Source organism: Streptomyces sp. NPDC050485 (assembly GCF_044458185.1).
Lineage (GTDB): Bacteria > Actinomycetota > Actinomycetes > Streptomycetales > Streptomycetaceae > Streptomyces.
This window is the reverse complement of record NZ_JBITHR010000005.1, coordinates 163,275-186,751: the sequence shown is the minus strand read 5'-3', so window position 1 is coordinate 186,751 and position 23,477 is coordinate 163,275. Positions and strand designations below refer to the sequence as shown.

Sequence of the window (23,477 nt, the reverse complement as noted above, 5' to 3'; positions counted from 1 at the left end):
ACGTACGCACGAGGGGGGGCCGGGGTGCTGACCCCGGCCCCTGCCCGTGCCGCCCCACCGCTAGCGCCCTGGGCACCCTGGCTCTGCCCGTGCCGCCCCACCCGCTCGTCCCTCAGGGAGTGGCCCGCGGATCACGGCCGGGGGCGCGGCCCAGATCCACCGGACACCCCCTAGGCTGTCCCGCGGGATCGCGTACCCCTCCCACCAGCCGCTTCACCGCCGCAGCGGCCCACCTCACGCAAGCCCCGCCCGAGGAGCACCGCCGCCATGGTCGAACACCCCGCGTACCCCGTAGGCCTCCGCCTCACCGGCCGCCGAGTCGTCGTCATCGGCGGCGGCCAGGTCGCCCAGCGCCGCCTCCCGGCCCTCATCGCCGCCGGGGCCGACGTCACGCTGATCTCCCCGAGCGCCACCCCCTCCGTCGAGGCGATGGCCGACGCGGGCGAGATCCGCTGGGTGCGCCGCCGCTACCAGGACGGCGACCTGGCCGACGCCTGGTACGCCCTGGTCGCGACCGCCGACGCCGAGGCCAACGAGCAGATCTCCGCCGAGGCCGAGGACCACCGCGTCTGGTGCGTACGCTCCGACGACGCGAGCGCCGCCACCGCCTGGACCCCGGCCACCGGCCGCTCCGAGGGCGTGACGGTCGCCGTACTCACCACCGACACCCCCGACCCGCGCCGCAGCGCCGCCATCCGCGACGCGGTCGTGGAGGGCCTGCGTGACGGCACCCTCGTCGCCCCGCAGCAGCGCACCCGCACCCCGGGCGTCGCACTGGTCGGCGGCGGGCCCGGCGACCCGGACCTGATCACGGTGCGCGGCCGCAGGCTGCTCGCCGAGGCGGACGTGGTGATCGCCGACCGGCTCGGCCCCCGCGACCTCCTGGACGAACTCCCGCCGCACGTCGAGGTGATCGACGCCGCGAAGATCCCGTATGGCCGGTTCATGGCCCAGGAGGCCATCAACAACGCGCTGATCGAGCATGCCAAGGCGGGCAAGGCGGTGGTCCGGCTCAAGGGCGGCGACCCGTACGTCTTCGGCCGCGGCATGGAAGAGCTCCAGGCGCTCGCCGAGGCCGGCATCGCCTGCACGGTGGTGCCCGGCATCTCCAGCTCCATCTCGGTGCCGAGCGCCGCCGGGATCCCGGTCACGCACCGGGGCGTGGCCCATGAGTTCACGGTGGTCAGCGGCCATGTGGCACCGGACGACCCGCGCTCTCTGGTCGACTGGAAGTCGCTGGCCCAACTCCGCGGCACCCTCGTGCTGTTGATGGCCGTCGACAAGATCGGTCCGATCGCCCAGGCGCTCATCACGCACGGTAAGAACCCGCAGACGCCGGTCGCGCTCGTCCAGGAAGGCACCACGGCTGCCCAGCGCCGTGTGGACGCCACCCTGGCGACCGTCGGCGAGGTCGCCAGGGCCGAGGAAGTGAAGCCCCCGGCCGTCATCGTCATCGGCGATGTCGTCACCGTGAACCCGCGCCCGTAACCACCGCGAACCCGCACCCGTGCCCCGCTGGAATGCGCATCCGTAACCACCGGTAACGCATCTCCGTCCCAGCCGTTGGCACCACACCCAGGACAAGGCAGTATCACCCTGTGGCCGATCTCATCACCATCGAGGACCCCGACGACCCCCGCCTGCGCGACTACACGGGCCTGACCGACGTGGAGCTGCGGCGCCGCCGCGAACCCGCCGAGGGCCTCTTCATCGCCGAGGGCGAGAAGGTCATCAGACGGGCCAAGGACGCCGGCTACGAGATGCGCTCGATGCTGCTCTCGGCCAAGTGGGTCGACGTCATGCGGGACGTCATCGACGAGCTCCCGGCGCCGGTGTACGCGGTCAGCCCGGACCTCGCCGAGCGCGTCACCGGCTACCACGTGCACCGCGGCGCGCTCGCCTCCATGCAGCGCAAGCCGCTCCTGGCCGCCGAGGAACTCCTCACCACCGCCCGCCGGGTGGTGGTCATGGAGGCGGTCGACGACCACACCGACATCGGTGCGATGTTGCCTTTGGGCCCACAGAAAGGTGCAGGTCAGCGCGTCGCCATCTTCGAGGACATAGTTGATCACGCGAATCTGGGGGCTGCCTTCCGCAACGCGGCCGCTCTGGGCGTGGATGCCGTCTTCCTCACGCCACGCTGCGCCGACCCCCTCTATCGGCGGGCCGTGAAGGTGTCGATGGGTGCTGTCTTCCACGTTCCCTGGACCCGGCTGACCTCTTGGCCGAAGGACATCGAGCTGTTCCGCCGGCAAGGCTTCGTGACGGCTGCTTTGTGCCTCGGCGAGAAGTCGATCACGATTGACGAACTAGCCGCCCGCCGGTATGAGAAGCTGGCGCTCATGCTCGGCACCGAAGGCGACGGATTGTCGATCGACGCCCTGCGTGCGGCCGATGAATGGGTCCGGATCCCGATGGCCGCAGGGGTGGACTCCCTGAACGTCGCCGCGGCCTCTGCCGTGGCCTTCTACGCGACGAGGCTCTAGGCCCAATCCAGGACTCCGTTGGTGAGAGCGAGGCGCCGGTCAGCTGTTTGCTCCGCAGCGTTGTGGCCCCGGTCCGGTGAGGCCAGGACCGGGGCCACAGTTGGTCATTCGTCACATGTCAGCGGTCAGCGCTGGTCGCCGGGGACGAAGAGCAGGCCCTTGGGGCTCTGCAGGGTGACGTTGACGTCGAGGTGGGTCACCACGCCGGTGCGCTGGTCCACGACGGCCAGGGCCGGGTCGTTGGGCAGGTCGCCGTCCTTGGGCTTGGGCTGGGAGGCGAACAGGGTGCCGGGGCGGACGCCCTTGGTGTCGGCCTTGTAGATCTTGCCGGCGGCCGAGTCGACGACGAACAGGGTGCCGTCGCCGCTGACCGGCTCGATGTCGTCCAGCTGCGGGGTGGCCGCGCCCTTGCTCGGAGTCTTGGCGTTGACCAGGTTCAGCTGGCGGACCGTCGGGTGCTGGGCGTCCAGGTCGGAGACGTAGACCAGCTTGCTGTCGGCCTGCGCGTCCTGGATCAGGGTGCCGCCGTCGCGGCCGGGGACCCAGCGGTTGGAGTCCGGGTCGGTCAGGCCGAGCTTGGCCTTGGCCGGGGCGCCCTTGGCGGGGTTGATCACGGCGGCCGTGTCGTTGACGCCGTAGAGGGGGGTCAGCTTCGCGGTGCTGCCGGACAGCTTCAGGGTGTACGTCGCGGCGGTGTTGTTCGCGCCCGGCAGGGAGGTGTCCGGGTTGGAGTGCGCGACGTAGACGGTGCCGTTGGCGCCCACGGAGAGTGCGTCGGTGCCGCCGTTGGTGCCGTCGCTGCCGGTCTGGGCCGGGCTGGGGCTGTAGTTGTAGTGCTGGACGATCCCGGAGGTGCGGGTCGGGGTGATCGTGTAGAGGCTGGAGTTGAGGTCCTCGTTCACGGTGGCCAGCAGGCGGTGGTTGCGCGGGTCGGCAGTGAGGCCGTCGACGCGGCCGGGCAGCACCCAGTGGCGCAGCGCCTTGCCGGTCTTGACGTCGAAGCCGACGATGTCGGTCTTGCTGCCGGCGGGGGTGCCGTCGGCAGCGGCGTTGTTCTGGTAGGCGACGTAGAGCACGTCACCCAGGCGGGTCAGGTCGTCGGGGCTCTTGTAGCCGGTCGGGGCGGCCGCGAAGAGCGTGAGCTTGAGATGGGTGCCCGCTGGGGCGTCGTGCTTGGACGCGGGCGCGGCCTCGTTGGCCATGGCGGCCGGGACGGCCACGGCGGAGAGCGCGGTGACGGCGGACAGGACCCCGAGGGAAGCGCGAGCGGTCTTGCGCAGGGACATGGGTCGCTCCAGCGAAAAGATAATGGGGGGAGGCCCTGCGGCTTGCGTGGGCCCCCGTCACCCTGAACGACACCGCCCGGCTGGACAAGTGTCGGATCCCTTTTCGAGGCACTGTTCACCTCGGCGTCCGGGCGGGTTCGGCCTTGCGTTGCCCGGTGCAGTCGCCCACCGCGAGGCTGACGTCAGCGGCCAGGGAAGACGGGCGGCGCCATCTTCCGCAGCGCCGCCGCCCTCGGCATGGACGCGGTCCTGCTCTCGCCGGACTGCGCCGACCCGCTGTACCGGCGCCCGGTGAAGGTGTCGAGGGGCGCGGAGGGCGACGGCCTGTCCCGGCAGGCGCTGGTAGCGGCCGACGAGTGGGTACGCATCCCGATGGCGCACGGCGTCGACTCGCTCAACGTGGCGCGGCGGCGGTCGCCTTCTCCGCGGTCGCGACGGGCCGCCCGACGGCGTGAGGGTGGCGGGCCCCAAAGGGGCGCGGGGAACTGCGCGACCAGCCCAAGACGGCCCGCACCCCAAAACAACGCCTCGGCAGAACGTTCAGAACTGCTTGACCGCAGCAATCCCCAGCAGCACGATCAACGTCACCAGCACGAACACCGTGAGCCGCTGCCGAAGCAGCCGGGGGTTGGCGGGCCGCAGCCCACCACCCGAGGTGCGCGCCCCGGGCCGCGTTCCCGGACGGGAGGCGTTGCTGCGCGGCCCAGCAGGACGCGAGCCACCCGTGCGCGGCGCCGAGCCGCCCGTGCGGGGCCCGGACCGGGACGCCGACGCTCCCGTGTTCCGGCCGCCCTGGGTGTACGGCTGGGTGCGCTCGTCGAGCCGCCCGGTGGGCCGGTCCTGCTCGACGCGCTCGCGCTGCACCGGAGGACGTACGTCCAGGGCCGCCGGGTGCCCGTGCAGACCGCCCTGGGCCTCCCGGGCGGCGATCTCCTTGAGCCGCATCGACAGCTGGAGCGTGCTGGGGCGCTCCTCCGGATCCTTCGCCAGACAGGCCCGCACCAGCGGGGCCAGCGCGTCGGGAACGCCGCGCAGCTGCGCCTCCTCGTGGACCACGCGGTAGAGCATCACCTCGGAACTGCCGTGCCCGAAGGGCGAGTCGCCCATCGCGGCGTACGCCAGCGTCGCGCCGAGCGAGAACACGTCGGTGGCAGGCGTGACCGCGGCGCCGCGCACCTGCTCGGGCGCGAGGAAGCCGGGGGAGCCGACGGCCGTGCCGACATGGGTGAGCGTGGAGGCGCCGGTCGCCCAGGCGATCCCGAAGTCGATGATCCTGGGCCCCTTCGGGGAGAGCAGGATGTTGGACGGCTTGAGGTCCCGGTGGACGACCCCGGCCTCGTGCACGGCGACCAGGCCCTCGGACAGCGCGGCCCCGATCGCGGCGGTTTCGGCGGCCGTCAGCGGGCCCTCCTCGGCGACCTTGTCGTGCAGGGACGGCCCGGGAACGTACTGCGTCGCGAACCAGGGCCGCTCCGCCTCCAGATCGGCGGCGACCAGCCGGGCCGTGCAACCGCCCCGGATCCGCCGCGCCGCGGAGACCTCACGGGCGAACCGGGACCTGAACTCCTGGTCCTCGGCGAGATCGGGCCGGATCACCTTCAGCGCCACCCGCTGCCCGCGCCGGTCGGAACCGAGGTACACGACCCCCATGCCGCCCGCGCCGAGACGCCGGTGAAGCCTGAACGAGCCGACGACACGCGGGTCCTCGCGCCGGAGCCGCATCATCGCCATTTTCATCCCCGCTGCCAGTCCTGTTGACGTGGCACAGCTTACGTACCCGCCGCCCGGTGTGCTCATAGGCCGCGCCCTCGCGGGCCGGGCGATTGTCAGTGCCGGGTGGGAAACTTGAAGAGTGGTCAGCAGGCCCCGGATCCATGGCTGCTGACCCGTGCGAGATCTCAACGGTCCGTCGCAGAAGGGGGTTTGGATCAATGAAGGGTGACCGGGTGGAGATAGTGGTGGACGCGGGAGACACGACCCGGACGTACGAAGTGGTGGCAAGCCGGGCGGGGCGCAGGGTGGAGACGGCGGTCCGTCGGGGGGTGGTGGAAGTGAGCGAAGTCACCCGCAGCGGCACGGTCGTGCGCACGGCCCGCTTCATGGCCACCAGGGTGCTCGCCCTGGTCGAGCAGCCCGTCCCCAGGGAGGACGCGGGGGAGGCGGAGACCCGCGCCCAGGCCCGGCCCCTCCGGGAAGACCCCAAGACGTAGGGGTCCCGTCTCCACCCAGGGGAGTACGTCCAGGGGGGAGGGCTCATCCCCTGGGAGGCCCGCAGATAGGTACGAGGGCATGACGTCCTCGGCCGCGTGGATCCCTACTGTTGAAGTCAAGCGGCGGGTGGAGCACTCGTCCCCCGAGGTCAGACGCCCGCCGCTGCCAACCGCACCGATGAAACGAACAGGAGAGGACCATGGCGGACACGGCTGCGCGGACGATCATCCGTACGCAGGGACGCAGGGCGTACAGCGCCGCGTTCGGTGCCCGTCGTTCCGGCCCGCGCCACCCCCTGGTGGCGATGGCCATGGTCCTTCCCCTGGCGGCCCTGCTCGTAGTCGTCTTCGGCGGCTGGGACGCGGTGGTCACACAAGCGTCGTCCGTGGGCGTGATGCTGGGGCGCTGAGCGGCGCCCCGGACCCGGTAGAGCGGACCGGGTCGGGGACATCCGGCCATTTCAGCCCCGTGGGGACGGGGGTGCGGCGGACGGCAGTAGAAGGCGTTGCCCGATCGGCTGGGGAGCCGATCGGGCAACGCCTTTTGCGCATACGGAAGTTGGACGCACCACGACGCACCGCAACGACAGAACCCCCGGCCTTCGTAAAGGCCGGGGGTCCGGTTGGTGCGCGATACTGGGATTGAACCAGTGACCTCTTCCGTGTCAGGGAAGCGCTCTCCCGCTGAGCTAATCGCGCGGGACGGTCCCAAGCCTGCTGGACCGGTTACTTCGTGTTACTGCGTGCGCGATACTGGGATTGAACCAGTGACCTCTTCCGTGTCAGGGAAGCGCTCTCCCGCTGAGCTAATCGCGCTTGGAGGTGGAGACGGGATTTGAACCCGTGTAGACGGCTTTGCAGGCCGTTGCCTCGCCTCTCGGCCACTCCACCAGGAGTGCATATGGGGGTTCGGGAAGATCCCCCACACCGAGCGGACGACGAGATTCGAACTCGCGACCCTCACCTTGGCAAGGTGATGCTCTACCAACTGAGCCACGTCCGCTTGTCGTTTCCGTTCGGCTTGCGCGTCCCGGCGACGTGTTGAACTCTAGCGGATTCCCGGGCCAGTACAAAAACGCGTTTGTGCAGCGTGCTGCGTTACGCCTGGTCGGCGCCCGGGCCGGGGTCCGGGCGGCTGTTCGCCTCCCGGCCGCTCAGGGGCACCCCGTCCGCACCGGTCATAGACTCGCACCCGTGCCCGACCTCGCTCCTCTGGCCCGCTTCGGCGGCCTCGTCGCCTCTGACCTGCGTGATGTCACCAGCGACCCGGAGGCCCTGGACTCCACCGGCTTCTGGGCCGTCTCCGCCGACTTCGAGGGCCGCCTCGTCTGCGCCCGCTTCGGTGACGTCCGTACGCGGCCGGTGCCCGCGCCCGTCCCCGGCGCCTGGCGCGGGCCTGCCGCCGCCGACTGGACGTCCTCCCTCGACCGCGCCGCGTACACGGCCGGTGTCCGCCGCATCCGCGAGCACATCGCGGCCGGCGAGGTCTACCAGGCGAACCTCTGCCGGGTGCTGACCGCGCCGCTGCCCGACCCGGCGGCGGCCGACGTGGACGCGCTCACCGCGCTGCTCGCCCGGGGCAACCCCGCGCCCTATGCCGGAACGATCCGGCTGCCCGCGCACGGAGTGGAGATCGCGACCGCCTCGCCCGAGCTGTTCCTGCGGCGCACGGGGCGGACCGTGGAGTCCGGGCCCATCAAGGGGACCGGGCGGACGGCGGCGGACCTCCTGGAGAAGGACCACGCCGAGAACGTGATGATCGTGGACCTCGTCCGCAACGACCTGGGGCGGGTCTGCGCCACCGGTTCGGTGACCGTGCCGGAGCTCTGCGCGGTCGAGGAGCACCCCGGCCTCGTCCACCTCGTCTCCACCGTGCGCGGCGAACTGCGGCAGGGGGCCGGGTGGCGGGAGCTGTTCGGTGCCGCGTTCCCGCCGGGCTCGGTCACCGGGGCGCCCAAGTCCAGCGCACTGCGGATCATCGAAGCCCTGGAGACCGCGCCCCGCGGCCCCTACTGCGGCGGCATCGGCTGGGTCGACGCGGACCGGCGCCGGGGCGAGCTCGCCGTCGGCATACGTACGTTCTGGATCGACCGGGAGCTCGGCGTGCTGCGCTTCGGTACCGGGGCGGGCATCACCTGGGGCTCGGACCCCGAGCGGGAGTGGGACGAGACCGAGCTGAAGGCGTCGCGACTGCTCGCGGTAGCGTCGGGCGCGTATGCCCAGGGCGGGTACACGGGAAGGACCGGGTAAATGCAGATCTGGGTCAACGGCGCACTGCGGGGCGCCGACGCCGCGCGGGTGTCCGTCCTCGACCACGGGCTCACCGTGGGCGACGGCGTCTTCGAGACGGTGAAGGCGGCGCAGGGGCGGACGTTCGCGCTCACCCGCCATCTGGACCGGCTGACCCGCTCGGCCCGCGGCCTCGGCCTGCCCGACCCGGACCTGGACGAGGTGCGACGCGCCTGCGCGGCCGTCGTCGAAGCGAACCCGGTGCCGCTCGGCCGGCTGCGCATCACCTACACCGGCGGGCTCTCGCCGCTCGGCTCCGACCGGGGCGATGCGGGGCCGACCCTGGTCGTCGCGCTCGGCGAGAGCGCGCGCCGCCCCGACACCACCGCCGTGATCACCGTCCCGTGGACCCGCAACGAGCACAGCGCCGTCGCGGGCCTGAAGACCACGTCGTACGCCGAGAACGTCGTCGCCCTCGCGAAGGCGCACGGCGAGGGCGCCTCCGAGGCCCTCTTCGCGAACACCGCGGGACAGCTCTGCGAGGGCACCGGCTCCAATGTCTTCGTGGTGGTCGACGGGCAGCTGCACACCCCGCCGCTCGCCTCCGGCTGCCTCGGCGGGATCACCCGCGCGCTGACCGTCGAATGGACCGGGGCGCACGAGACCACACTGCCGCTGGACGTCCTGGAGAGCGCCGAGGAGATCTTCCTGACCTCCACCCTGCGCGATGTGCAGGCCGTGCACCGCGTCGACGGGCGGCAGCTGACTCCGGCGCCCGGTCCGGTCACCGCGAAGGCCATGCGGATCTTCGACGAGCGGGCCGGATCCGATCTGGACCCGTAAAACCGGTGACGCGCGGCCCCGGGGCAGGTACAACGGCCTTGATGACCACCACCATTCGGCCGACCGGGCCGCTCCAGCAGGGCGCCGACGGCGCCAAGTCGCGTACGTACGACGTGTGTGTGAACAGCAGACGCGTCGGACGGATCGAGATCGCCACCGACGCCCGGTTCGGGGCCGCCATGGGCCGGATCGACGGTCTGCGGATCGATGAGGCCGACCGGGGTCGCGGGCGCGGCACCGTCGCCGCCCTCGCCGCCGAGGAAGTGCTGCGCGGCTGGGGCTGCGGCCAGGTCAGCCTCTCGGTGCCCGCGGACGCGGCGGCGGCGCTGCGGATGGCCGCCGCCCTCGGCTACACCGAACGCGGCCGGAACATGATCAAGCAACTCCCGCCCGCCGCACCCGAGTTGCCCGCCGGTGCCGCCGGACGGCCCATGACCGCAGGCGAGTTCGACCGATGGGAGCGCGCGGACGTCGAGAGCTTCGCGCAGAGCTGGATCGACCGCGGAGTGCCCGCCGAGCAGGCCCGGAACAAGGCCGATTCGGAGCACCGCAGGCTGCTGCCGGACGGCGTCGCCACCGCCGGAGCGCACTTCCGGGTCCTGGAGGACCGGGGGACCGCCGTCGGTAGCGTCTGGGTGGGCCGCAGTGCGCTACCCGCGGAGGGCGCGTACGTCTTCGACGTGCGGGTCGCCGAGGAGTACCGGGGCCGGGGCCACGGCCGCTCGCTGATGCTGCTCGCGGAGCGGGTGGCCCTGGCCGGCGGGGCGGACACGCTGGGCCTGCACGTCTTCGCGGACAACGTCCCGGCGCTGCGCCTCTACGAGTCGCTGGGCTACCGGCCCACCCGATACCACCAGTACAAGAGCCTGCTCTGAGCTACTGGGCGAGCAGCCGGTCGGCGATCTCCTCGATGCGGGCGCGCAGCCCGTCCTGGCTCTTGCCGCCGTCGAGCCGCTCGTCGCCGATGACGTACGTCGGAGTGCCACTCACCCCGATCGCCTTGCCCTCCGCCTGGTCCGCGTCGACGATCAGGATGTGCCGCCCGTCGATGAGGGCGGTCTCGAACTCGTCGGCGTCCAGGCCGAGTTCGCCCGCCGTCCGCACCAGGACGCGCTCGCCCTGCTCGGCGAGGCGCTCGGTGCGGGCGAGCACGGCCTCCACGTACGGCCAGCCCTCACCCTGCTCGAAGGCCTCCTCGGCGGCCTGGGCGGCGGCGAAGGCGTGCTTGTGCTTCTCCAGCGGGAAGTGCCGCAGCCGGATGTCGAGGCGGTCGCCGTAGCGGGCGCGCAGCGCGCGGATGTCGTCGAGGGCGGTGCGGCAGTCGGGGCACTGCAGCTCGCACCACACGTCGAGGACGACGGGGGCCGCGGTGCTGCCGGAGGTGGTGTCGCTCATGGGGCCAGTCTTCCAGCAACCGGGACCTGGGGAGGATCCCGCCCCGGAGATCTCCCTGAGGTCGCGGTTCACCGTGGCCCGCCGGCTGGGTTCCGGTGCAGGATGGAAGGAAGCCATACCCGCACGCCTGGAGGAACCGGATGCTTGCCGAGACCGTCTGTTCCGCCGTGTCCGCGGCCGGACTGGGCATCGCTGCCGTCACGGCGTACCGCAAGCGCTTCCTCGCGGCTACGCGCATCGCCGCCTACTCGCTGGTCCCCGTCGGTCTCGTCATGACCGGTGTCGTGCAGTGGGTGGCAGGCATCGTCTTCAAGCCGAGTGTGTGGATCGGCTTCGGGCTGCTCGGGGTCGCCTGGCTGCTGTTCATGACGACCCGCGCCATCGAGCGGCGCGGCGGCGGCACCCGCAAGGAGCGCAAGGCCGCCGCGGCGGCCGCCCAGCGCGAGGCGGTCGCCCCCGCGGCCTCCGCCCCCTCGCTCGGCACCGGCCGTACGCCGGCCGCCCAGCCCGTACCGCAGGCCAAGGCGAAGCCCGCCGCGAGCGAGGACTTCAGCGACATCGAGGCCATCCTGAAGAAGCACGGCATCTGACCCGGAGCTTTCCGGGGACGGGCGCGCCGGGGCGTGGGCGCCCCCGCGCGGCCGTTTCCGGGCGCGCGACAAGATCGGGCGAACTCCCGCTTGTTATGGGCGTGTTGGTATACCCATGCGGTGGGGGTGGGTCATGATCGCCCCGAGATGCCGGACACTTCCCAGGGCTCCACCCCTGCACCGACCGACAAGCCGAGCGCGCCCGACCCTCAGGCGCGGGGCTGTCTCTACGCGCTCTCCCAGCCGCCCCTGATGATCTTCCTGGGGGTGATCGGCTGTCTGCTGCTCATGGCGGCCGTGCACGACCTCTTCCTGCTATGAGAGCCCGACCGCTCCCGGGATCCGGCCGGGATCAGCCCGCGGCTTCCTTGCGGCGGGCCCGGTACGCGGCGACGTGCAGGCGGTTGCCGCAGGTCCGGCTGTCGCAGTAGCGCCGGGAGCGGTTGCGGGAGAGGTCCACGAAGGCCCGTCCGCAGTCCGGCGCCTCGCACCTGCGAAGACGTTCCTGCTCGCCCGTGACGACGATGAAGGCGAGGGCCATGCCGCCGTCCGCGGCCAGGTGGTCGGCCACCGAGGCGCCGGGCGCGAAGTAGTGCACATGCCAGTCGTAACCGTCGTGGTCGGTCAGCTGAGGGGTGGTGCCCGCCGCGGCGACCAGCTGGTTGACGAGCTCGGCGGCGCTGTGCGCGTCGGGCGCCGCGAAGATCTCCGCGAACCTGCTCCGGACCCCCTGGACGCCCAGGAGGTCGTGGCGGGAGAGCCGCTCCACACCGCTCACGCTGTGGTCCTGGACGAAGTCGTACAGCGCGGCCACGTCCGCGAGACGGTCCGTCGCCTCGCTCTCCGGTGCGGTGTTCACCAGATCGACCACCATGTCGAGGGCGATCCTGGTGTCGTGAGGGATCAGCACGATTCGCTCCCTGGCCTGCGGCGGGCGGGCGCCCGTCGGATGCTGGCCGACTCTAGCGGCTCGCGCTGTCAGCGCACCGGCGCCGTCCCCCACGACGGCTTTCGTGGTGGGCGGCGCCGGTGTTCTGCCGTTATGTGGTTGTCCGCGCGGCGCCGTCGCCCCGAGTCGGACGGCGCCGTGCGGCTCTCTCCGTGGCCTCAGTTGTTCTCGGCCAGGATGTGCGAGAGTTCCGTGTCGAGATCGAAGTGACGGTGCTCGGTGCCGGGTGGCACCGCGGCGTCGGTCCGCTTCAGGAACGACTCCAGGGCCCGCGCCGGGGCTTCGAGCAGGGCTTCTCCTTCCGGCGAGCTCAGGGCGATACAGACGACGCCCTGGCCGTGACTGCGTGACGGCCAGACTCTGACGTCGCCGGTTCCGGTGGGCCGGTGCAGGCCCTCGGCGAGGAGGTCGCGGGCGAATACCCACTCGACGGTCTCCTCGGCTCCGGTGTGGAAGGTGGCGTGCACGGCATAGGGATCGGCCGTGTCATACCGCAGGCCCGCGGGTACAGGCAGTGAGGACTCGCTCGACACAACGAGGCGCAGGTGCAGCTCGCAGCTGACCGTGGTGTTCATAAGCGCCAGGGCCTTTCGCTCAGTGTGCGCTCGGGGATTCGCACGTCGGCGAAATCGACATGCCACCTACGGTGCCGTTGTAAACCCCTCTGACCGTTTTGCGGGCCTTCACGTAGCTCGTACGGCCGACTATTACTTTGAGTGATAGGTCCATTTCGGTGAATCCATTTCCGGACACCGGTACACCGGATTGGGCCGCCTGGATACGGAGAGTGACGAACGGCCCGCGCGGGACGTCACCGCGCGTGGTCAAGGGCCCCGCTGACATGGGGTAATGTTTGCGGTGCGCCCGGGCGATTAGCTCAGTGGGAGAGCGCTTCGTTCACACCGAAGAGGTCACTGGTTCGAACCCAGTATCGCCCACCCGGACCGAAGGCCCCGGAGATCATCTCGATCTCCGGGGCCTTCGGTGTTCCCGGGCAGACTGGGGGCATGGACTGGTGCCGCTACCGCTTCCGCAGCGTCTGGGAACTGCCCGCCGAGCCCGCCGCCGTGTACGCGGTCCTGGAGCGTGCCGAGGAGTACCCGCGGTGGTGGCCCGAGGTCCGCGAGGTGACCCCGGTGGACGACGACACCGCCACCGCCCGGCTCCGCTCGCTCATCCCGTACGACCTGTTCGTCACCGCCCGCGAGGGTCGCCGCGATCCGGCGGCGCTGGTCCTGGAGGTCGAACTGAGCGGCGACCTGGAGGGCTGGGCGCGCTGGACGCTGTGCGCGCACGGCGAGGGCACGCGGGCCGTCTACGAGCAGGAGGTGGAGGTGCGCAAGCCGCTGATGCGGCGGCTCGCGGTGCCGGGCCGCCCGCTGTTCCGCGCCAACCACGCCCTGATGATGAGGTCCGGGCGCAGGGGACTCCGGCGCCGGCTGGATCGGGAGCAGCCGCGCGGAGCGCGTCGTTGAGGGGCGGTGGTCGGGTGACGGGCGGGCGGTTTGAAAGCTGGGCGTGGGGGACTGTATTGTTCAGTCCGTTCCCGGGCGATTAGCTCAGTGGGAGAGCGCTTCGTTCACACCGAAGAGGTCACTGGTTCGAACCCAGTATCGCCCACCGGGAAAGGCCGGTCCGTCACTGACGGACCGGCCTTTTTGCTGCCGGTCCTCAAGCCGCCGCCGGGAGTTCGGGGCGCAGCGGCCAGGCCGTGTCCACCACTTCCGGAGTGCCCTGCCGGGCGAACCAGGCCTGCAGGCCGCGCGCCTGGGCCGCGTGCCAGGTCGCCTGCAAGGTGTGCAACTCGGTTGGCGACAGCCGTTCCAGACGGGCCGCGAACCTGCGCCCCACGGCCCGTACGACCTCCAGGGCGGCCAGCGCGTCGGCGGCCGCGTCGTGCGCGCCCTCCAGTGTCACGCCGTAGTGGGCGCAGAGGTCGGTGAGGGTGCGATGGCCCTTGCGGTAGCGGTCGAGGTGCTTGTCGAGGACCCGGGGGTCCAGGACGCGCAGCGGATCCCCGTCGAGGTAGTGGTCCAGACAGGCGGCGCGGTGCCGCTTCAACTCCCGGTCGAGCAGCGTCAGATCGAACGGCGCGTTCATGATGACCAGCGGCCGGCCCGCCGCGCACTGCTCGGCCAGGCCCTTCCCGATCTCCTCCATCACGGGGGCAGGCCAGCGCCCGTTCAACTGGAGGTGCTCATCGGTCAGTCCGTGTACGGCGGTGGCGCCCGCCGGGACCGGAACGCCCGGATTGACCAGCCAGCGCGTCGCCCGCGGCCGCGCACCCGGGCCGTCCTGGACGACCAGCGCGGCCGAGACTATCCGGTCCTCCTCGACGTCGACCCCGGTGGTCTCGGTGTCGAATGCCGCCAGGGGACCCTCGTACCAGCACGTCATGTCTCATCAACTCCTCGCGCACTCCCGGCAGATGGCGTGCTTCCCCTGCCCGATTCCGTGATACCCGTGCTGTTTGCGACATACGCCGTTTGCGGGGCTCGGAGTGCGGAGACAACACAGGTGACGGACTTGGCAGTTGACGGTCCGTCACGGGGAGAAGTTCGGCACAGTCCGGAAGGCATACGACAGCCATGGCGCTCGCGCAGCCCGATCCGGCCGCGCCCGGGCACGGTCTGCTGCCCGAGCGGATCGCACCGCTGCGCGGCTCACTCGCCACCACCGCCTGCATGGAGACCCTCCAGGTGGGCTATCTGCACGCGGTGGCGGCGGCAGCGGGGTGTTCGCTCTCGCAGCCCTTTCCGGACAACGGGATCGACTGGCACGTGAGCCACAGTGCTCCCGGCCACACGGTCGACGACGAAGTGACGATCAAGGTGCAGCTCAAGTGCACGTACCAGATTCCGCCGCATCCGCCGGGCGGGGCCTTCTCGTTCACGCTGGACAACGACCATCTGGTGAAGCTGGCCCGCACGCCCGTGTCGGTGCACAAGATCCTGGTGGTGATGCTGGCGCCGAGGAGCCGGGACGAGTGGCTGTGCGCGGGCCACGACCGCCTGGCGCTGCGGCACTGCTGCTACTGGACCAATCTGGCCGGACAACCGGTGACCGGCCGGCGCAGGACCACGGTGCGAATACCGACCTCGCGGATCTTCGACGACCGCGCGCTCTGCGAGATCATGACGCGGGTCGGGGTGGGAGGGAGGCCCTGATGCGCTGGTCCGACGGAGAGTCCGCGGCGGCCCCGCCGGTTGCCGGCCAGGTCGACCCGGCCGTCCTGGGGGCGCTGCTGCACCGGCACGGCTGGCGGCGGCGCGGGGGAGCGGCGGGGCGGTACGCCCGCTGGACCCCGCCCGGCGCGATCGGTTCCGGTACGAGTCTGCTGGTCCCCGAGAGCCGGGCCTACCCGGACTGCGAGGACCTGCTCGGCGAGGCGCTGACGGCGCTCGCCCGCAGCGCCGCGCCCTCCGCCCGCGAAGTCCTCGTCTCGCTCGCGGTGCCCAGCGACGAGGTGCGGTGGTGGCGCGAGGTGCCGCAAGGGCCGCTCGGCACCGCCTCCTGGAGCGAGCAGGAGCAACTGCGCGGCGCCGCGCACCGGATGCTGCTCGCGGGCGCGCTGGCGGTGCGCGGGCCCGCCGGGTACTACGGGGCGCGGCACCGCAGGCAGGCGCTGGCCTCCCTCGCGGAGGTGCTGGCCGGCCCGGGTCCCGACGGCCGGCTCACCGCGTTCGTACCGGTGGCGTCCGGGCGGCCCGCGGTGGTGCGGCTGTACGAGGCGCTCAACGCGGTCCGCGACGCCGTCGACTACCAGCGCGCCACGGCCGGTATGGAGGCCTTCGACGCGGCCGTGCGGGCCGGGGTCAGCCGGGAGCTGACCGAGGCGGTGGTCGCCCTGGTGCACGGCACCGAAGGCGTGCGGATCGCCCTCGAATGGGCGCCGGCGGCCGGGGTGCCGACGGGCTGTGCGCCCCGGCCCGAACCCGTCGACTTCTCGCCCGGGGACCTGCCCGCGCTGCGCGCGGCGGGCGCCCGCTACCTGAGCGACGAGCCGTCCGTGCCCGTGCGGATCACCGGGGCCGTGGTGCGGCTGCGGCGCTCGGGGCCGCGCGGGCCGGGCGTCGTACGGCTGCGGGTGCTGGCCGGGGCGGAGGTCCCGCACGTCCGGATGGAGCTCGACGAGGAGGCGTACCGGATCGCCGGGCACGCGCATCTGGTGGGGCTGCCGGTCCGGGTGGTGGGGCGGCTGGAGAGCCGGGGCGGGTTCCGCCGGCTCTCGGGGGTGCGCGAGGTGACTCCGGTGCAGGTGGACGATGCCGAGCGGGACCGCCTGATGAAGTCGCTCCAGGAGAACCTGGACTTCTTCGAGGAGGCCTGCGGAGCCGAGCCGGACTCCACGGCCGACTGAGGTGCCCGGGTGCCTTGCTGAGCGGCGCCGGATCCCACGGCGGACCGATGCGCGCGTGGTGCCTGCGCCGCCGAGTCGGATCCCACGGCCGACCGATGCGCGCCCGTTAACCGTTTCGCGGCGTACCCCACCGGCTCGGTAGGATCGTCTCGCGTACGCGGCACGCTGCGCGCCCCCTACGGCAGGAGAAGTCCGGTGTCAGACGTCCGTGTGATCATCCAACGCGATTCCGAGCGGGAAGAGCGCGTGGTGACGACGGGCACTACGGCCGCCGAGCTCTTCGCCGGTGAGCGCACCATCGTCGCGGCCCGGGTGGCCGGGGAGCTGAAGGACCTGGCGTACGAGGTGCGGGACGGCGAGGAGGTCGAGCCCGTCGAGATCTCCTCCGAGGACGGCCTCAACATCCTGCGCCACTCCACCGCGCACGTCATGGCCCAGGCCGTGCAGGAGCTGTTCCCCGAGGCGAAGCTGGGCATCGGCCCGCCGGTGCGGGACGGCTTCTACTACGACTTCGAAGTCGAGAAGCCGTTCACGCCCGAGGACCTCAAGGCCGTCGAGAAGAAGATGCAGGAGATCCAGAAGCGCGGCCAGCGCTTCTCGCGCCGCGTCGTCACCGACGAGGCCGCCCGCGAGGAACTGGCGAACGAGCCGTACAAGCTGGAGCTCATCGGCATCAAGGGCTCGGCCTCGTCCGACGACGGCGCCGACGTCGAGGTGGGCGGCGGCGAGCTGACCATCTACGACAACCTCGACGCCAAGACCGGGGACCTGTGCTGGAAGGACCTCTGCCGCGGTCCCCACCTGCCCACCACCCGCAACATCCCGGCGTTCAAGCTGATGCGCAACGCCGCCGCCTACTGGCGCGGCAGCGAGAAGAACCCGATGCTCCAGCGCATCTACGGCACCGCCTGGCCCTCCAAGGACGAGCTGAAGGCGCACCTGGAGTTCCTCGCCGAGGCCGAGAAGCGCGACCACCGCAAGCTCGGCAACGAGCTCGACCTGTTCTCCATCCCCGAGCAGATCGGCTCCGGCCTCGCCGTCTTCCACCCCAAGGGCGGCATCATCCGCCGGGTCATGGAGGACTACTCGCGCCGCCGGCACGAGGAGGAGGGGTACGAGTTCGTCTACACCCCGCACGCCACCAAGGGGAAGCTCTTCGAGACCTCGGGCCACCTGGACTGGTACGCCGAGGGCATGTACCCGCCCATGCAGCTCGACGAGGGCGTGGACTACTACCTCAAGCCCATGAACTGCCCGATGCACAACCTGATCTTCGATGCGCGCGGGCGTTCCTACCGTGAACTGCCGCTGCGCCTCTTCGAGTTCGGCACCGTGTACCGGTACGAGAAGTCGGGCGTCGTGCACGGTCTGACCCGGGCCCGCGGCTTCACCCAGGACGACGCGCACATCTACTGCACCAAGGAGCAGATGGCGGCCGAGCTCGACCGCACCCTCACCTTCGTGCTGGGTCTGCTGCGCGACTACGGCCTCACCGACTTCTACCTGGAGCTCTCCACCAAGGACCCGGAGAAGTTCGTCGGCTCCGACGAGATCTGGGAGGAGGCCACCGAGACGCTGCGCCAGGTCGCCGAGAAGCAGGGCCTGCCGCTGGTCCCGGACCCGGGCGGCGCCGCCTTCTACGGCCCGAAGATCTCGGTGCAGTGCAAGGACGCGATCGGCCGCACCTGGCAGATGTCGACCGTGCAGCTCGACTTCAACCTGCCGGAGCGCTTCGACCTGGAGTACACCGGCCCCGACGGCACCAAGCAGCGCCCGGTGATGATCCACCGCGCCCTGTTCGGCTCCATCGAGCGCTTCTTCGCGGTGCTCCTGGAGCACTACGCGGGCGCCTTCCCGGCCTGGCTGGCCCCCGTCCAGGCGGTCGGCATCCCGATCGGCGACGCCCACATCCCCTACCTCCAGGACTTCGCGAAGCAGGCCAAGGCCAAGGGGCTGCGGGTCGAGGTGGACGCCTCGTCCGACCGCATGCAGAAGAAGATCAGGAACGCGCAGAAGCAGAAGGTGCCGTTCATGGTCATCGCCGGTGACGAGGACATGGCCGCCGGCGCGGTCTCCTTCCGCTACCGCGACGGCTCCCAGGAGAACGGCATCCCGGTCGCCGAGGCCATCGCGAAGATCGAGAAGATCGTCGTGGAGCGGACGCAGATCTGACGTCCTGCCGTACGCGCGCACGGCCCCCGGGAAGCCCCGCTTCCCGGGGGCCGCTGCGCGTGCGGCCAGGGGCAGCCCGGCCGACGCCCCGGCCGCCCGAAGTCATATGCTGCACACCATGACGAGTGAGCCGGAGCAGCAGATCGGAGTGGGGACGCAGGACGCGTTCCAGCGCCTGTGGACGCCCCACCGGATGGCGTACATCCAGGGCGAGAACAAGCCGACGGGGCCGGGGTCCGGCGACGGGTGCCCGTTCTGCTCGATCCCGGCCAAGTCGGACGAGGACGGGCTGATCATCAAGCGTGGTGAGCACGTGTACGCGGTGCTCAACCTCTACCCGTACAACGGCGGCCACCTCATGATCGTGCCCTACCGCCACGTCGCCGACTACACCGAGCTGGACGCGGCCGAGACGGCCGAGCTCGCCGAGCTCACCAAGCGGGCGATGACCGCGCTGCGCACCGCCTCCGGGGCGCACGGCTTCAACATCGGCATGAACCAGGGCACGGTGGCCGGTGCCGGGATCGCCGCCCATCTGCACCAGCACCTCGTGCCGCGCTGGGGCGGCGACACCAACTTCATGCCGGTCGTCGGCCACACCAAGGTGCTGCCCCAACTCCTCGCGGACACCCGCAAGATGCTGGCCGACGCCTGGCCGGAGGACTAGTCCTCACGCGTCGTACCAGTCCGCCTTCCTCGGTGCCGCGTCCTGGACCATGCCGCTGAGGATGAGCGAGCGGTTCGTGAAGCGGTCGGTGTTCACGCCGTGCTCGTCGAGCACCTTCATGGCGGCGGCGTGCACCACCCGCAGCACGGGGGTCGCCGCGCGCATCGCGTCGTCCGCCATGAAGCGGTGCCGCCAGGGCTGGTCGGCCCAGGCGTGCCGCAGCCCGAACGGCTCGGGCAGCGCTATCCGGCCGCCCAGGTAGTCGAGCAGCGGCGGGTACCAGGTCAGCGGGGCCCGGGCGGCGAGCCGCACCACCTCGGTGGCGTCCACCAGCGGCAGCGGGATCGTCTTCTTCTCCCAGAACTTGAAGGTCTTGTCGACCTCCCTGGTCTTGGGCGCGGGCTTGGTGGTGAACAGCGCGTGCACCGGGCCGAGCGCGTGCCCGGTCACCTCGATCCGCAGCGTCTCGTGCAGCACGGTGACGGTGACCATCATGGTGATCACCAACTGGCCGTCCCAGAGCGTGAATTGAACGCCCAGGTAGTGGCGGTTGCCGCTGGAGAACTGCTGCTCGTTGCAGATCCGCTGTATCTCGTGCTGGCGCACCTGGAAGTTGTCGATGTCCTGCCCGCTGGGCCGCGACACCTCCTTGGCGCCCTCGCCGATCGGCGACACCACCCAGTTCTTGATGGACGGGGTGGGGAAGCCGCCGCTGTGCAGCGGGCCCCGCTCCAGCAGGAGCAGGCGGTCCTGGATCGCCCTTATGACGTCCCAGCTGCGGAAGCCGTGGATCTCCTTGCCGGCTTCCTTCGGCAGGAGTTCCTCGGCGAGCTGCCAGCTGCCCCAGCGGGTGCCCATCCCCAGTATTCCCTTGGGCCCCGCGTAGAAGACCACGTTGCTCTGGTCCTCGGCGGCCAGCTTGACCAGCGACTGGCGCAGGTGCTCCGCGGAGCCCGCCGCCGAACTCTTGGGGACCGCCTCGGGGATCTTCGCGCCGATGCCGCCACCACCCAGCAGATTGTCCCAGCGGGACCGCAGATCCAATGCGGTCTTCTCGCAGATGCGCTTGGCCCAGTACCAGCCGACGATCGGGGCCACGAGCATCGCGCGCAGATAGAAGGCGAGAAAGCCGTTGAAGGGCAGCTTGATCAGGAAGATCACGGCGGCGATGCCGACCGCGGCGAGCAGGAGGGTGCCGAGCGCGCCGACCCGCCGGTCCTTGGCGCCCGCGAGCGTGCGGCGCAGTTGGAAGCTGCCTAGCCAGATCAGCAGACCGGGCAGGAACAGCAGCCCGAACACCACCATCACCAGCGTGAGCCGGGTGTCGCGCTGCTTGCGGATGCGGATCGAGGCGAGGCAGTGCTCGACCACGGTCTGCGGCTCGATGCCGAAGGACTGGATGATGCCCTTGCGGGTGGCGCCCAGCATCCGGGACTGCACCGCGCGGGAGAACGCCTCGCCGAGGTTGGGCTCGAAGAGCGACAGCTTGCCCTTCTTCACCTCGGACTCGTGCCACTCGTTGTTGGCCTTGAGCATGTCCTCGACCGGGCTGTCGCGGTACGCGGCCGAAGCGAGCGCCTGGGTCGCGGCCGTCTGGCCGGAGGAGCCCTGGAGCGGCACCTGAGGCCTGGGAAGGAAGTCGAAGAATGGTTCTTCTGCTGTCACTGCCGCCCCCATCGCCGCACTTCGTCGCTCTGCGGCCTGTTCCCGGTCACCGCACCCGGCACACCTGCTGAGCTGGGACCACAGCGTATCGGGCGGGCGGCCCGCCCGTCAGGGGACATCGGAATGCCGCCCACCGCAAGGTGATTGAGGTGGACGGCTTTCTGAGGAACTGTCAATTACCGTCCTTCTTCTGCCTGTTCGCGAATTTTGTCGGCGAGCTGGGGAGGCATCGGCTCGTGCCGGGCGTACCGTCGGCTGAACCGGCCGGTGCCGTGCGACAGCGACCGCAGGTCCACCGCGTACCGGCCGATCTCGATCTCCGGGACCTCGGCGCGCACCAGCGTGCGCCCCGGGCTCGCCTGTTCGGTGCCGACCACCCGGCCCCGGCGTCCGGACAGGTCGCTCATCACCGGGCCCACGTAGTCGTCGGAGACAAGCACCTGGACCTCGGCGACCGGTTCGAGGAGGTGGATGCGGGCCTCGGCGGCCGCCTCGCGCAGGGCGAGGGAGCCCGCGGTCTGGAAGGCCGCGTCGGAGGAGTCCACCGAGTGCGCCTTGCCGTCAAGCAGCGTGATGCGCACGTCCACCAGCGGATACCCGGCCGCGACACCGCGTGCGGCCTGGGCCCGTACCCCCTTCTCGACGGACGGGATGAACTGCCGCGGGACCGAGCCGCCGACCACCTTGTCCACGAACTCGATGCCGCTGCCCGCCGGCAGCGGATCCACCTCGATCTCGCAGATCGCGAACTGGCCGTGCCCGCCGGACTGCTTGACGTGTCGGCCGCGCCCCGCCGACCGGGCGCCGAACGTCTCCCGCAGCGACACCTTGTGCGGTACGGCGTCGACCTGGACGCCGTACCTGCTGCGCAGCCGCTCCAGGGCGACCTCCTTGTGCGCCTCGCCCAGGCACCACAGCACCAACTGGTGGGTGTGCGGGTTCTGTTCGAGCCGCATCGTCGGGTCCTCGGCGACCAGCCGCGCGAGCCCCTGCGACAGCTTGTCCTCGTCGGCCTTGCTGTGGGCCTCGATGGCGAGCGGCAGCAGCGGGTCCGGCATGTCCCAGGGCGCCATCAGGAGCGGATCGTCCTTGGCGGAGAGAGTGTCCCCGGTCTCGGCCCGGGACAGCTTCGCCACACAGGCGATGTCACCCGCGACGCACTTGTCCAGCGGGCGCTGCTGTTTGCCGAACGGGGAGGACAGGGCGCCGATGCGCTCGTCGACGTCGTGGTCCTGGTGGCCGCGGTCCTCCAGGCCGTGGCCGGACACGTGCACCGTCTCGTCGGGGCGCAGGGTGCCGGAGAAGACCCGCACCAGGCTGACCCGGCCCACGTACGGGTCGGAGGAGGTCTTGATCACCTCGGCGACCAGCGGTCCCTCGACGGCGCAGGTCGGCGCCGGACGGGCCTTGCCCTGCGGGGTCGTGACCTCGGGCGCGGCCCGCTCCAGCGGGGTCGGGAAGCCACCGGTGACGAGTTCGAGCAGCTCGATCGTGCCGAGGCCCTGTTTGGCGCCGTCGGCGGCCGGAGCCGCGGCCAGGACCGGGTGGAAGGTGCCGCGCGCCACCGCCCGCTCCAGGTCCGTCACCAATGACGTGAAATCGATGTCCTCGCCGCCGAGGTAGCGGTCCATCAGGGTCTCGTCCTCGCTCTCCGCGATGATCCCCTCGATGAGCCGGTTGCGGGCCTCCTCGATCAGCGGGAGCTGCCCCGCGTCGGGCTCGGTCTCCTTGCGCTCGCCGGAGGCGTAGTCGAAGACCCGCTGCGAGAGCAGTCCGATCAGACCGGTCACCGGCGCGTGCCCGTCCGGGCCCGCCGCGCCGTGCACCGGCAGGTACAGCGGGAGCACGGCGTCGGGGTCGTCACCGCCGAACTCCTCGGCGCAGATCCGGGTCATCGCGTCGAAGTCGGCGCGGGCCGCCTCCAGGTGCGTGACCACGATCGCCCGCGGCATCCCGACGGCCGCGCACTCGTCCCAGACCATCCGGGTCGAACCGTCCACCCCGTCCGCGGCCGAGACGACGAAAAGGGCCGCGTCCGCTGCTCGCAGACCGGCCCTGAGTTCCCCGACGAAGTCGGCGTATCCGGGGGTGTCCAAGATATTGATCTTGAAACCACCCCATTCGACCGGGACCAGCGACAGCTGTACGGAGCGCTGCTGCCGGTGCTCGATCTCGTCGTGGTCGGAGACGGTCCCGCCGTCCTCGACCCGGCCCGCGCGGTTGACGGCCCCCGCCGCCAGCGCGAGCGCTTCCACCAAGGTGGTCTTCCCGGATCCGCTGTGGCCGACCAGCACCACATTCCGTACGGATGAGGGGTGGTCGGCCGCCGTAGCCCTGCCGGCGGCTCCGGGGTGTGCGTTGGCCTTGTCGCCCATGTCCGTTCCTCCCGATTTCGTGCGCGGTGAGGTGGTGAGAGGGCGCGGACACGCGGACCCCGCGTGTGGAGGCGGCATCAGCGACGCCCGCGGTAATTCGAGCTTTCCACTCCGGTCACTGTGCGTCCATACGTCGTACGGCACCGCACGCGCACAGTGGCCTGCCGGTCACCCTGAGGGTGCCCGGCGGTGTGTCCCCGCAGTCGTGGCTACGATGGGTCGGCCGGTGGCCAGCAGGGGCCGCGCGGCC

22 protein-coding genes, 6 tRNA genes and 1 pseudogene are annotated in these 23,477 nt (G+C 71.3%); 17 read left to right on the top strand and 12 right to left on the bottom strand.

The features are described from left to right. Positions 1 to 267 precede the first annotated feature (267 nt). Together cobA and ACIBK6_RS12645 are read left to right on the top strand one after the other, a co-directional pair. A complete protein-coding gene (cobA, locus tag ACIBK6_RS12650; RefSeq protein WP_399051189.1) occupies positions 268 to 1,488 on the top strand; it encodes a uroporphyrinogen-III C-methyltransferase in 1,221 nt (406 codons plus the stop codon). A gap of 110 nt (positions 1,489 to 1,598) precedes the next feature. Continuing rightward, the gene (locus tag ACIBK6_RS12645) at positions 1,599 to 2,486 is read left to right on the top strand and encodes a TrmH family RNA methyltransferase (RefSeq protein WP_399051188.1); all 888 of its coding nucleotides are present in this window, start codon (positions 1,599 to 1,601) and stop codon (positions 2,484 to 2,486) included. A 125-nt stretch (positions 2,487 to 2,611) separates the two neighbouring features. Here ACIBK6_RS12645 and ACIBK6_RS12640 read toward each other — a convergent pair whose 3' ends face one another. Then, on the bottom strand, positions 2,612 to 3,772 hold the full coding sequence (locus ACIBK6_RS12640) for a hypothetical protein (protein WP_399051187.1): 1,161 nt from the start codon (positions 3,770 to 3,772) through the stop codon (positions 2,612 to 2,614). A gap of 204 nt (positions 3,773 to 3,976) precedes the next feature. Here ACIBK6_RS12640 and ACIBK6_RS12635 point away from each other — a divergent pair. Beyond that, positions 3,977 to 4,227 (top strand): annotated as a pseudogene (locus tag ACIBK6_RS12635) (TrmH family RNA methyltransferase); the annotation flags it as partial. 85 nt (positions 4,228 to 4,312) lie between these two features. Here ACIBK6_RS12635 and ACIBK6_RS12630 read toward each other — a convergent pair. Further along, on the bottom strand, positions 4,313 to 5,503 hold the full coding sequence (locus ACIBK6_RS12630) for a serine/threonine-protein kinase (protein WP_399051439.1): 1,191 nt from the start codon (positions 5,501 to 5,503) through the stop codon (positions 4,313 to 4,315). Positions 5,504 to 5,703: 200 nt separating this feature from the next. Here ACIBK6_RS12630 and ACIBK6_RS12625 point away from each other — a divergent pair, with 200 nt between their 5' ends. Together ACIBK6_RS12625 and ACIBK6_RS12620 are read left to right on the top strand one after the other, a co-directional pair. After that, complete coding sequence (locus ACIBK6_RS12625) at positions 5,704 to 5,982, top strand: hypothetical protein (protein ID WP_399051186.1); 279 nt, start codon at positions 5,704 to 5,706, stop codon at positions 5,980 to 5,982. Between the two features lie 200 nt (positions 5,983 to 6,182). Next, a complete protein-coding gene (locus ACIBK6_RS12620; RefSeq protein ID WP_399051185.1) occupies positions 6,183 to 6,392 on the top strand; it encodes a hypothetical protein in 210 nt (69 codons plus the stop codon). 214 nt (positions 6,393 to 6,606) lie between these two features. Here the strand turns inward: ACIBK6_RS12620 and ACIBK6_RS12615 are convergent. From ACIBK6_RS12615 to ACIBK6_RS12600, 4 genes are all read right to left on the bottom strand, one after another. Further along, positions 6,607 to 6,681, bottom strand: a tRNA-Val gene (locus tag ACIBK6_RS12615). Between the two features lie 45 nt (positions 6,682 to 6,726). Continuing rightward, positions 6,727 to 6,798 (bottom strand) — tRNA-Val (locus tag ACIBK6_RS12610). A 1-nt stretch (position 6,799) separates the two neighbouring features. Continuing rightward, positions 6,800 to 6,873, bottom strand: a tRNA-Cys gene (locus tag ACIBK6_RS12605). 39 nt (positions 6,874 to 6,912) lie between these two features. Beyond that, positions 6,913 to 6,985 (bottom strand) — tRNA-Gly (locus ACIBK6_RS12600). Between the two features lie 191 nt (positions 6,986 to 7,176). On the opposite strand from ACIBK6_RS12600, the gene ACIBK6_RS12595 reads away from it, so the two are divergent. Genes ACIBK6_RS12595 through ACIBK6_RS12585 form a run of 3 tightly spaced genes read left to right on the top strand, consistent with a single transcriptional unit; the run spans position 7,177 to position 9,929 of the window. Next, the gene (locus ACIBK6_RS12595) at positions 7,177 to 8,232 is read left to right on the top strand and encodes a chorismate-binding protein (protein WP_399051184.1); all 1,056 of its coding nucleotides are present in this window, start codon (positions 7,177 to 7,179) and stop codon (positions 8,230 to 8,232) included. After that, positions 8,233 to 9,054 (top strand): aminotransferase class IV, encoded by an 822-nt coding sequence (locus ACIBK6_RS12590; RefSeq protein WP_399051183.1) that lies wholly within the window; start codon positions 8,233 to 8,235, stop codon positions 9,052 to 9,054. A 41-nt stretch (positions 9,055 to 9,095) separates the two neighbouring features. Next, positions 9,096 to 9,929, top strand: coding sequence for a GNAT family N-acetyltransferase (locus tag ACIBK6_RS12585; RefSeq protein ID WP_399051182.1), 834 nt, complete (start codon positions 9,096 to 9,098; stop codon positions 9,927 to 9,929). Position 9,930: 1 nt separating this feature from the next. Here ACIBK6_RS12585 and ACIBK6_RS12580 read toward each other — a convergent pair whose 3' ends face one another. Further along, positions 9,931 to 10,449 (bottom strand): DsbA family protein, encoded by a 519-nt coding sequence (locus ACIBK6_RS12580; RefSeq protein ID WP_399051181.1) that lies wholly within the window; start codon positions 10,447 to 10,449, stop codon positions 9,931 to 9,933. Positions 10,450 to 10,589: 140 nt separating this feature from the next. Here ACIBK6_RS12580 and ACIBK6_RS12575 point away from each other — a divergent pair, with 140 nt between their 5' ends. Beyond that, complete coding sequence (locus tag ACIBK6_RS12575; RefSeq protein ID WP_399051180.1) at positions 10,590 to 11,039, top strand: hypothetical protein; 450 nt, start codon at positions 10,590 to 10,592, stop codon at positions 11,037 to 11,039. 147 nt (positions 11,040 to 11,186) lie between these two features. Continuing rightward, a complete protein-coding gene (locus ACIBK6_RS12570; RefSeq protein ID WP_399051179.1) occupies positions 11,187 to 11,360 on the top strand; it encodes a hypothetical protein in 174 nt (57 codons plus the stop codon). A gap of 31 nt (positions 11,361 to 11,391) precedes the next feature. On the opposite strand, the gene ACIBK6_RS12565 is transcribed toward ACIBK6_RS12570, so the two are convergent. Together ACIBK6_RS12565 and ACIBK6_RS12560 are read right to left on the bottom strand one after the other, a co-directional pair. Beyond that, positions 11,392 to 11,949, bottom strand: coding sequence for a CGNR zinc finger domain-containing protein (locus ACIBK6_RS12565; protein ID WP_399051178.1), 558 nt, complete (start codon positions 11,947 to 11,949; stop codon positions 11,392 to 11,394). Between the two features lie 197 nt (positions 11,950 to 12,146). Then, a complete protein-coding gene (locus ACIBK6_RS12560) occupies positions 12,147 to 12,563 on the bottom strand; it encodes an SsgA family sporulation/cell division regulator (protein ID WP_053723613.1) in 417 nt (138 codons plus the stop codon). A 291-nt stretch (positions 12,564 to 12,854) separates the two neighbouring features. On the opposite strand from ACIBK6_RS12560, the gene ACIBK6_RS12555 reads away from it, so the two are divergent. The 3 genes from ACIBK6_RS12555 to ACIBK6_RS12545 all read left to right on the top strand — a co-directional run bounded on the left by ACIBK6_RS12555 (position 12,855) and on the right by ACIBK6_RS12545 (position 13,608). Then, positions 12,855 to 12,926, top strand: a tRNA-Val gene (locus tag ACIBK6_RS12555). Between the two features lie 69 nt (positions 12,927 to 12,995). Further along, complete coding sequence (locus ACIBK6_RS12550; RefSeq protein ID WP_399051177.1) at positions 12,996 to 13,463, top strand: SRPBCC family protein; 468 nt, start codon at positions 12,996 to 12,998, stop codon at positions 13,461 to 13,463. Between the two features lie 73 nt (positions 13,464 to 13,536). Continuing rightward, positions 13,537 to 13,608: transfer RNA gene (locus tag ACIBK6_RS12545), tRNA-Val, on the top strand. A gap of 51 nt (positions 13,609 to 13,659) precedes the next feature. On the opposite strand, the gene ACIBK6_RS12540 is transcribed toward ACIBK6_RS12545, so the two are convergent. After that, complete coding sequence (locus tag ACIBK6_RS12540; protein ID WP_399051176.1) at positions 13,660 to 14,385, bottom strand: 3'-5' exonuclease; 726 nt, start codon at positions 14,383 to 14,385, stop codon at positions 13,660 to 13,662. A 191-nt stretch (positions 14,386 to 14,576) separates the two neighbouring features. Here ACIBK6_RS12540 and ACIBK6_RS12535 point away from each other — a divergent pair, with 191 nt between their 5' ends. The 4 genes from ACIBK6_RS12535 to ACIBK6_RS12520 all read left to right on the top strand — a co-directional run bounded on the left by ACIBK6_RS12535 (position 14,577) and on the right by ACIBK6_RS12520 (position 19,187). After that, complete coding sequence (locus tag ACIBK6_RS12535) at positions 14,577 to 15,155, top strand: DUF4365 domain-containing protein (RefSeq protein WP_399051175.1); 579 nt, start codon at positions 14,577 to 14,579, stop codon at positions 15,153 to 15,155. After that, positions 15,155 to 16,348, top strand: a complete 1,194-nt coding sequence (locus tag ACIBK6_RS12530) for a hypothetical protein (protein WP_399051174.1) — start codon at positions 15,155 to 15,157, stop codon at positions 16,346 to 16,348. The genes ACIBK6_RS12535 and ACIBK6_RS12530 overlap by 1 nt, the downstream gene beginning before the upstream one ends. 195 nt (positions 16,349 to 16,543) lie before the next feature. Continuing rightward, positions 16,544 to 18,520, top strand: a complete 1,977-nt coding sequence (gene thrS / locus ACIBK6_RS12525) for a threonine--tRNA ligase (RefSeq protein WP_399051173.1) — start codon at positions 16,544 to 16,546, stop codon at positions 18,518 to 18,520. A 106-nt stretch (positions 18,521 to 18,626) separates the two neighbouring features. Next, positions 18,627 to 19,187 carry an HIT family protein gene (locus ACIBK6_RS12520; protein WP_399051172.1) on the top strand — a complete coding sequence of 187 codons (561 nt, stop codon included), beginning with the start codon at positions 18,627 to 18,629 and terminating at the stop codon, positions 19,185 to 19,187. Between the two features lie 3 nt (positions 19,188 to 19,190). Here ACIBK6_RS12520 and ACIBK6_RS12515 read toward each other — a convergent pair whose 3' ends face one another. Next, positions 19,191 to 20,864, bottom strand: coding sequence for a hypothetical protein (locus ACIBK6_RS12515; protein WP_399051171.1), 1,674 nt, complete (start codon positions 20,862 to 20,864; stop codon positions 19,191 to 19,193). A gap of 164 nt (positions 20,865 to 21,028) precedes the next feature. After that, positions 21,029 to 23,227, bottom strand: coding sequence for an elongation factor G-like protein EF-G2 (locus ACIBK6_RS12510; RefSeq protein ID WP_399051170.1), 2,199 nt, complete (start codon positions 23,225 to 23,227; stop codon positions 21,029 to 21,031). Positions 23,228 to 23,477: the final 250 nt, after the last annotated feature.

Coding starts and splice junctions, on each gene's coding strand:
- cobA (WP_399051189.1), top strand. CDS start 268: ATGGTCGAACACCCCGCGTACCCCGTAGGCCTCCGCCTCACCGGCCGC.
- ACIBK6_RS12640 (WP_399051187.1), bottom strand. CDS start 3,772: ATGTCCCTGCGCAAGACCGCTCGCGCTTCCCTCGGGGTCCTGTCCGCC.
- ACIBK6_RS12630 (WP_399051439.1), bottom strand. CDS start 5,503: ATGGCGATGATGCGGCTCCGGCGCGAGGACCCGCGTGTCGTCGGCTCG.
- ACIBK6_RS12625 (WP_399051186.1), top strand. CDS start 5,704: ATGAAGGGTGACCGGGTGGAGATAGTGGTGGACGCGGGAGACACGACC.
- ACIBK6_RS12620 (WP_399051185.1), top strand. CDS start 6,183: ATGGCGGACACGGCTGCGCGGACGATCATCCGTACGCAGGGACGCAGG.
- ACIBK6_RS12590 (WP_399051183.1), top strand. CDS start 8,233: ATGCAGATCTGGGTCAACGGCGCACTGCGGGGCGCCGACGCCGCGCGG.
- ACIBK6_RS12585 (WP_399051182.1), top strand. CDS start 9,096: ATGACCACCACCATTCGGCCGACCGGGCCGCTCCAGCAGGGCGCCGAC.
- ACIBK6_RS12580 (WP_399051181.1), bottom strand. CDS start 10,449: ATGAGCGACACCACCTCCGGCAGCACCGCGGCCCCCGTCGTCCTCGAC.
- ACIBK6_RS12575 (WP_399051180.1), top strand. CDS start 10,590: ATGCTTGCCGAGACCGTCTGTTCCGCCGTGTCCGCGGCCGGACTGGGC.
- ACIBK6_RS12570 (WP_399051179.1), top strand. CDS start 11,187: ATGCCGGACACTTCCCAGGGCTCCACCCCTGCACCGACCGACAAGCCG.
- ACIBK6_RS12560 (WP_053723613.1), bottom strand. CDS start 12,563: ATGAACACCACGGTCAGCTGCGAGCTGCACCTGCGCCTCGTTGTGTCG.
- ACIBK6_RS12550 (WP_399051177.1), top strand. CDS start 12,996: ATGGACTGGTGCCGCTACCGCTTCCGCAGCGTCTGGGAACTGCCCGCC.
- ACIBK6_RS12540 (WP_399051176.1), bottom strand. CDS start 14,385: ATGACGTGCTGGTACGAGGGTCCCCTGGCGGCATTCGACACCGAGACC.
- ACIBK6_RS12535 (WP_399051175.1), top strand. CDS start 14,577: ATGGCGCTCGCGCAGCCCGATCCGGCCGCGCCCGGGCACGGTCTGCTG.
- ACIBK6_RS12530 (WP_399051174.1), top strand. CDS start 15,155: ATGCGCTGGTCCGACGGAGAGTCCGCGGCGGCCCCGCCGGTTGCCGGC.
- ACIBK6_RS12520 (WP_399051172.1), top strand. CDS start 18,627: ATGCTGCACACCATGACGAGTGAGCCGGAGCAGCAGATCGGAGTGGGG.
- ACIBK6_RS12515 (WP_399051171.1), bottom strand. CDS start 20,864: ATGGGGGCGGCAGTGACAGCAGAAGAACCATTCTTCGACTTCCTTCCC.
- ACIBK6_RS12510 (WP_399051170.1), bottom strand. CDS start 23,227: ATGGGCGACAAGGCCAACGCACACCCCGGAGCCGCCGGCAGGGCTACG.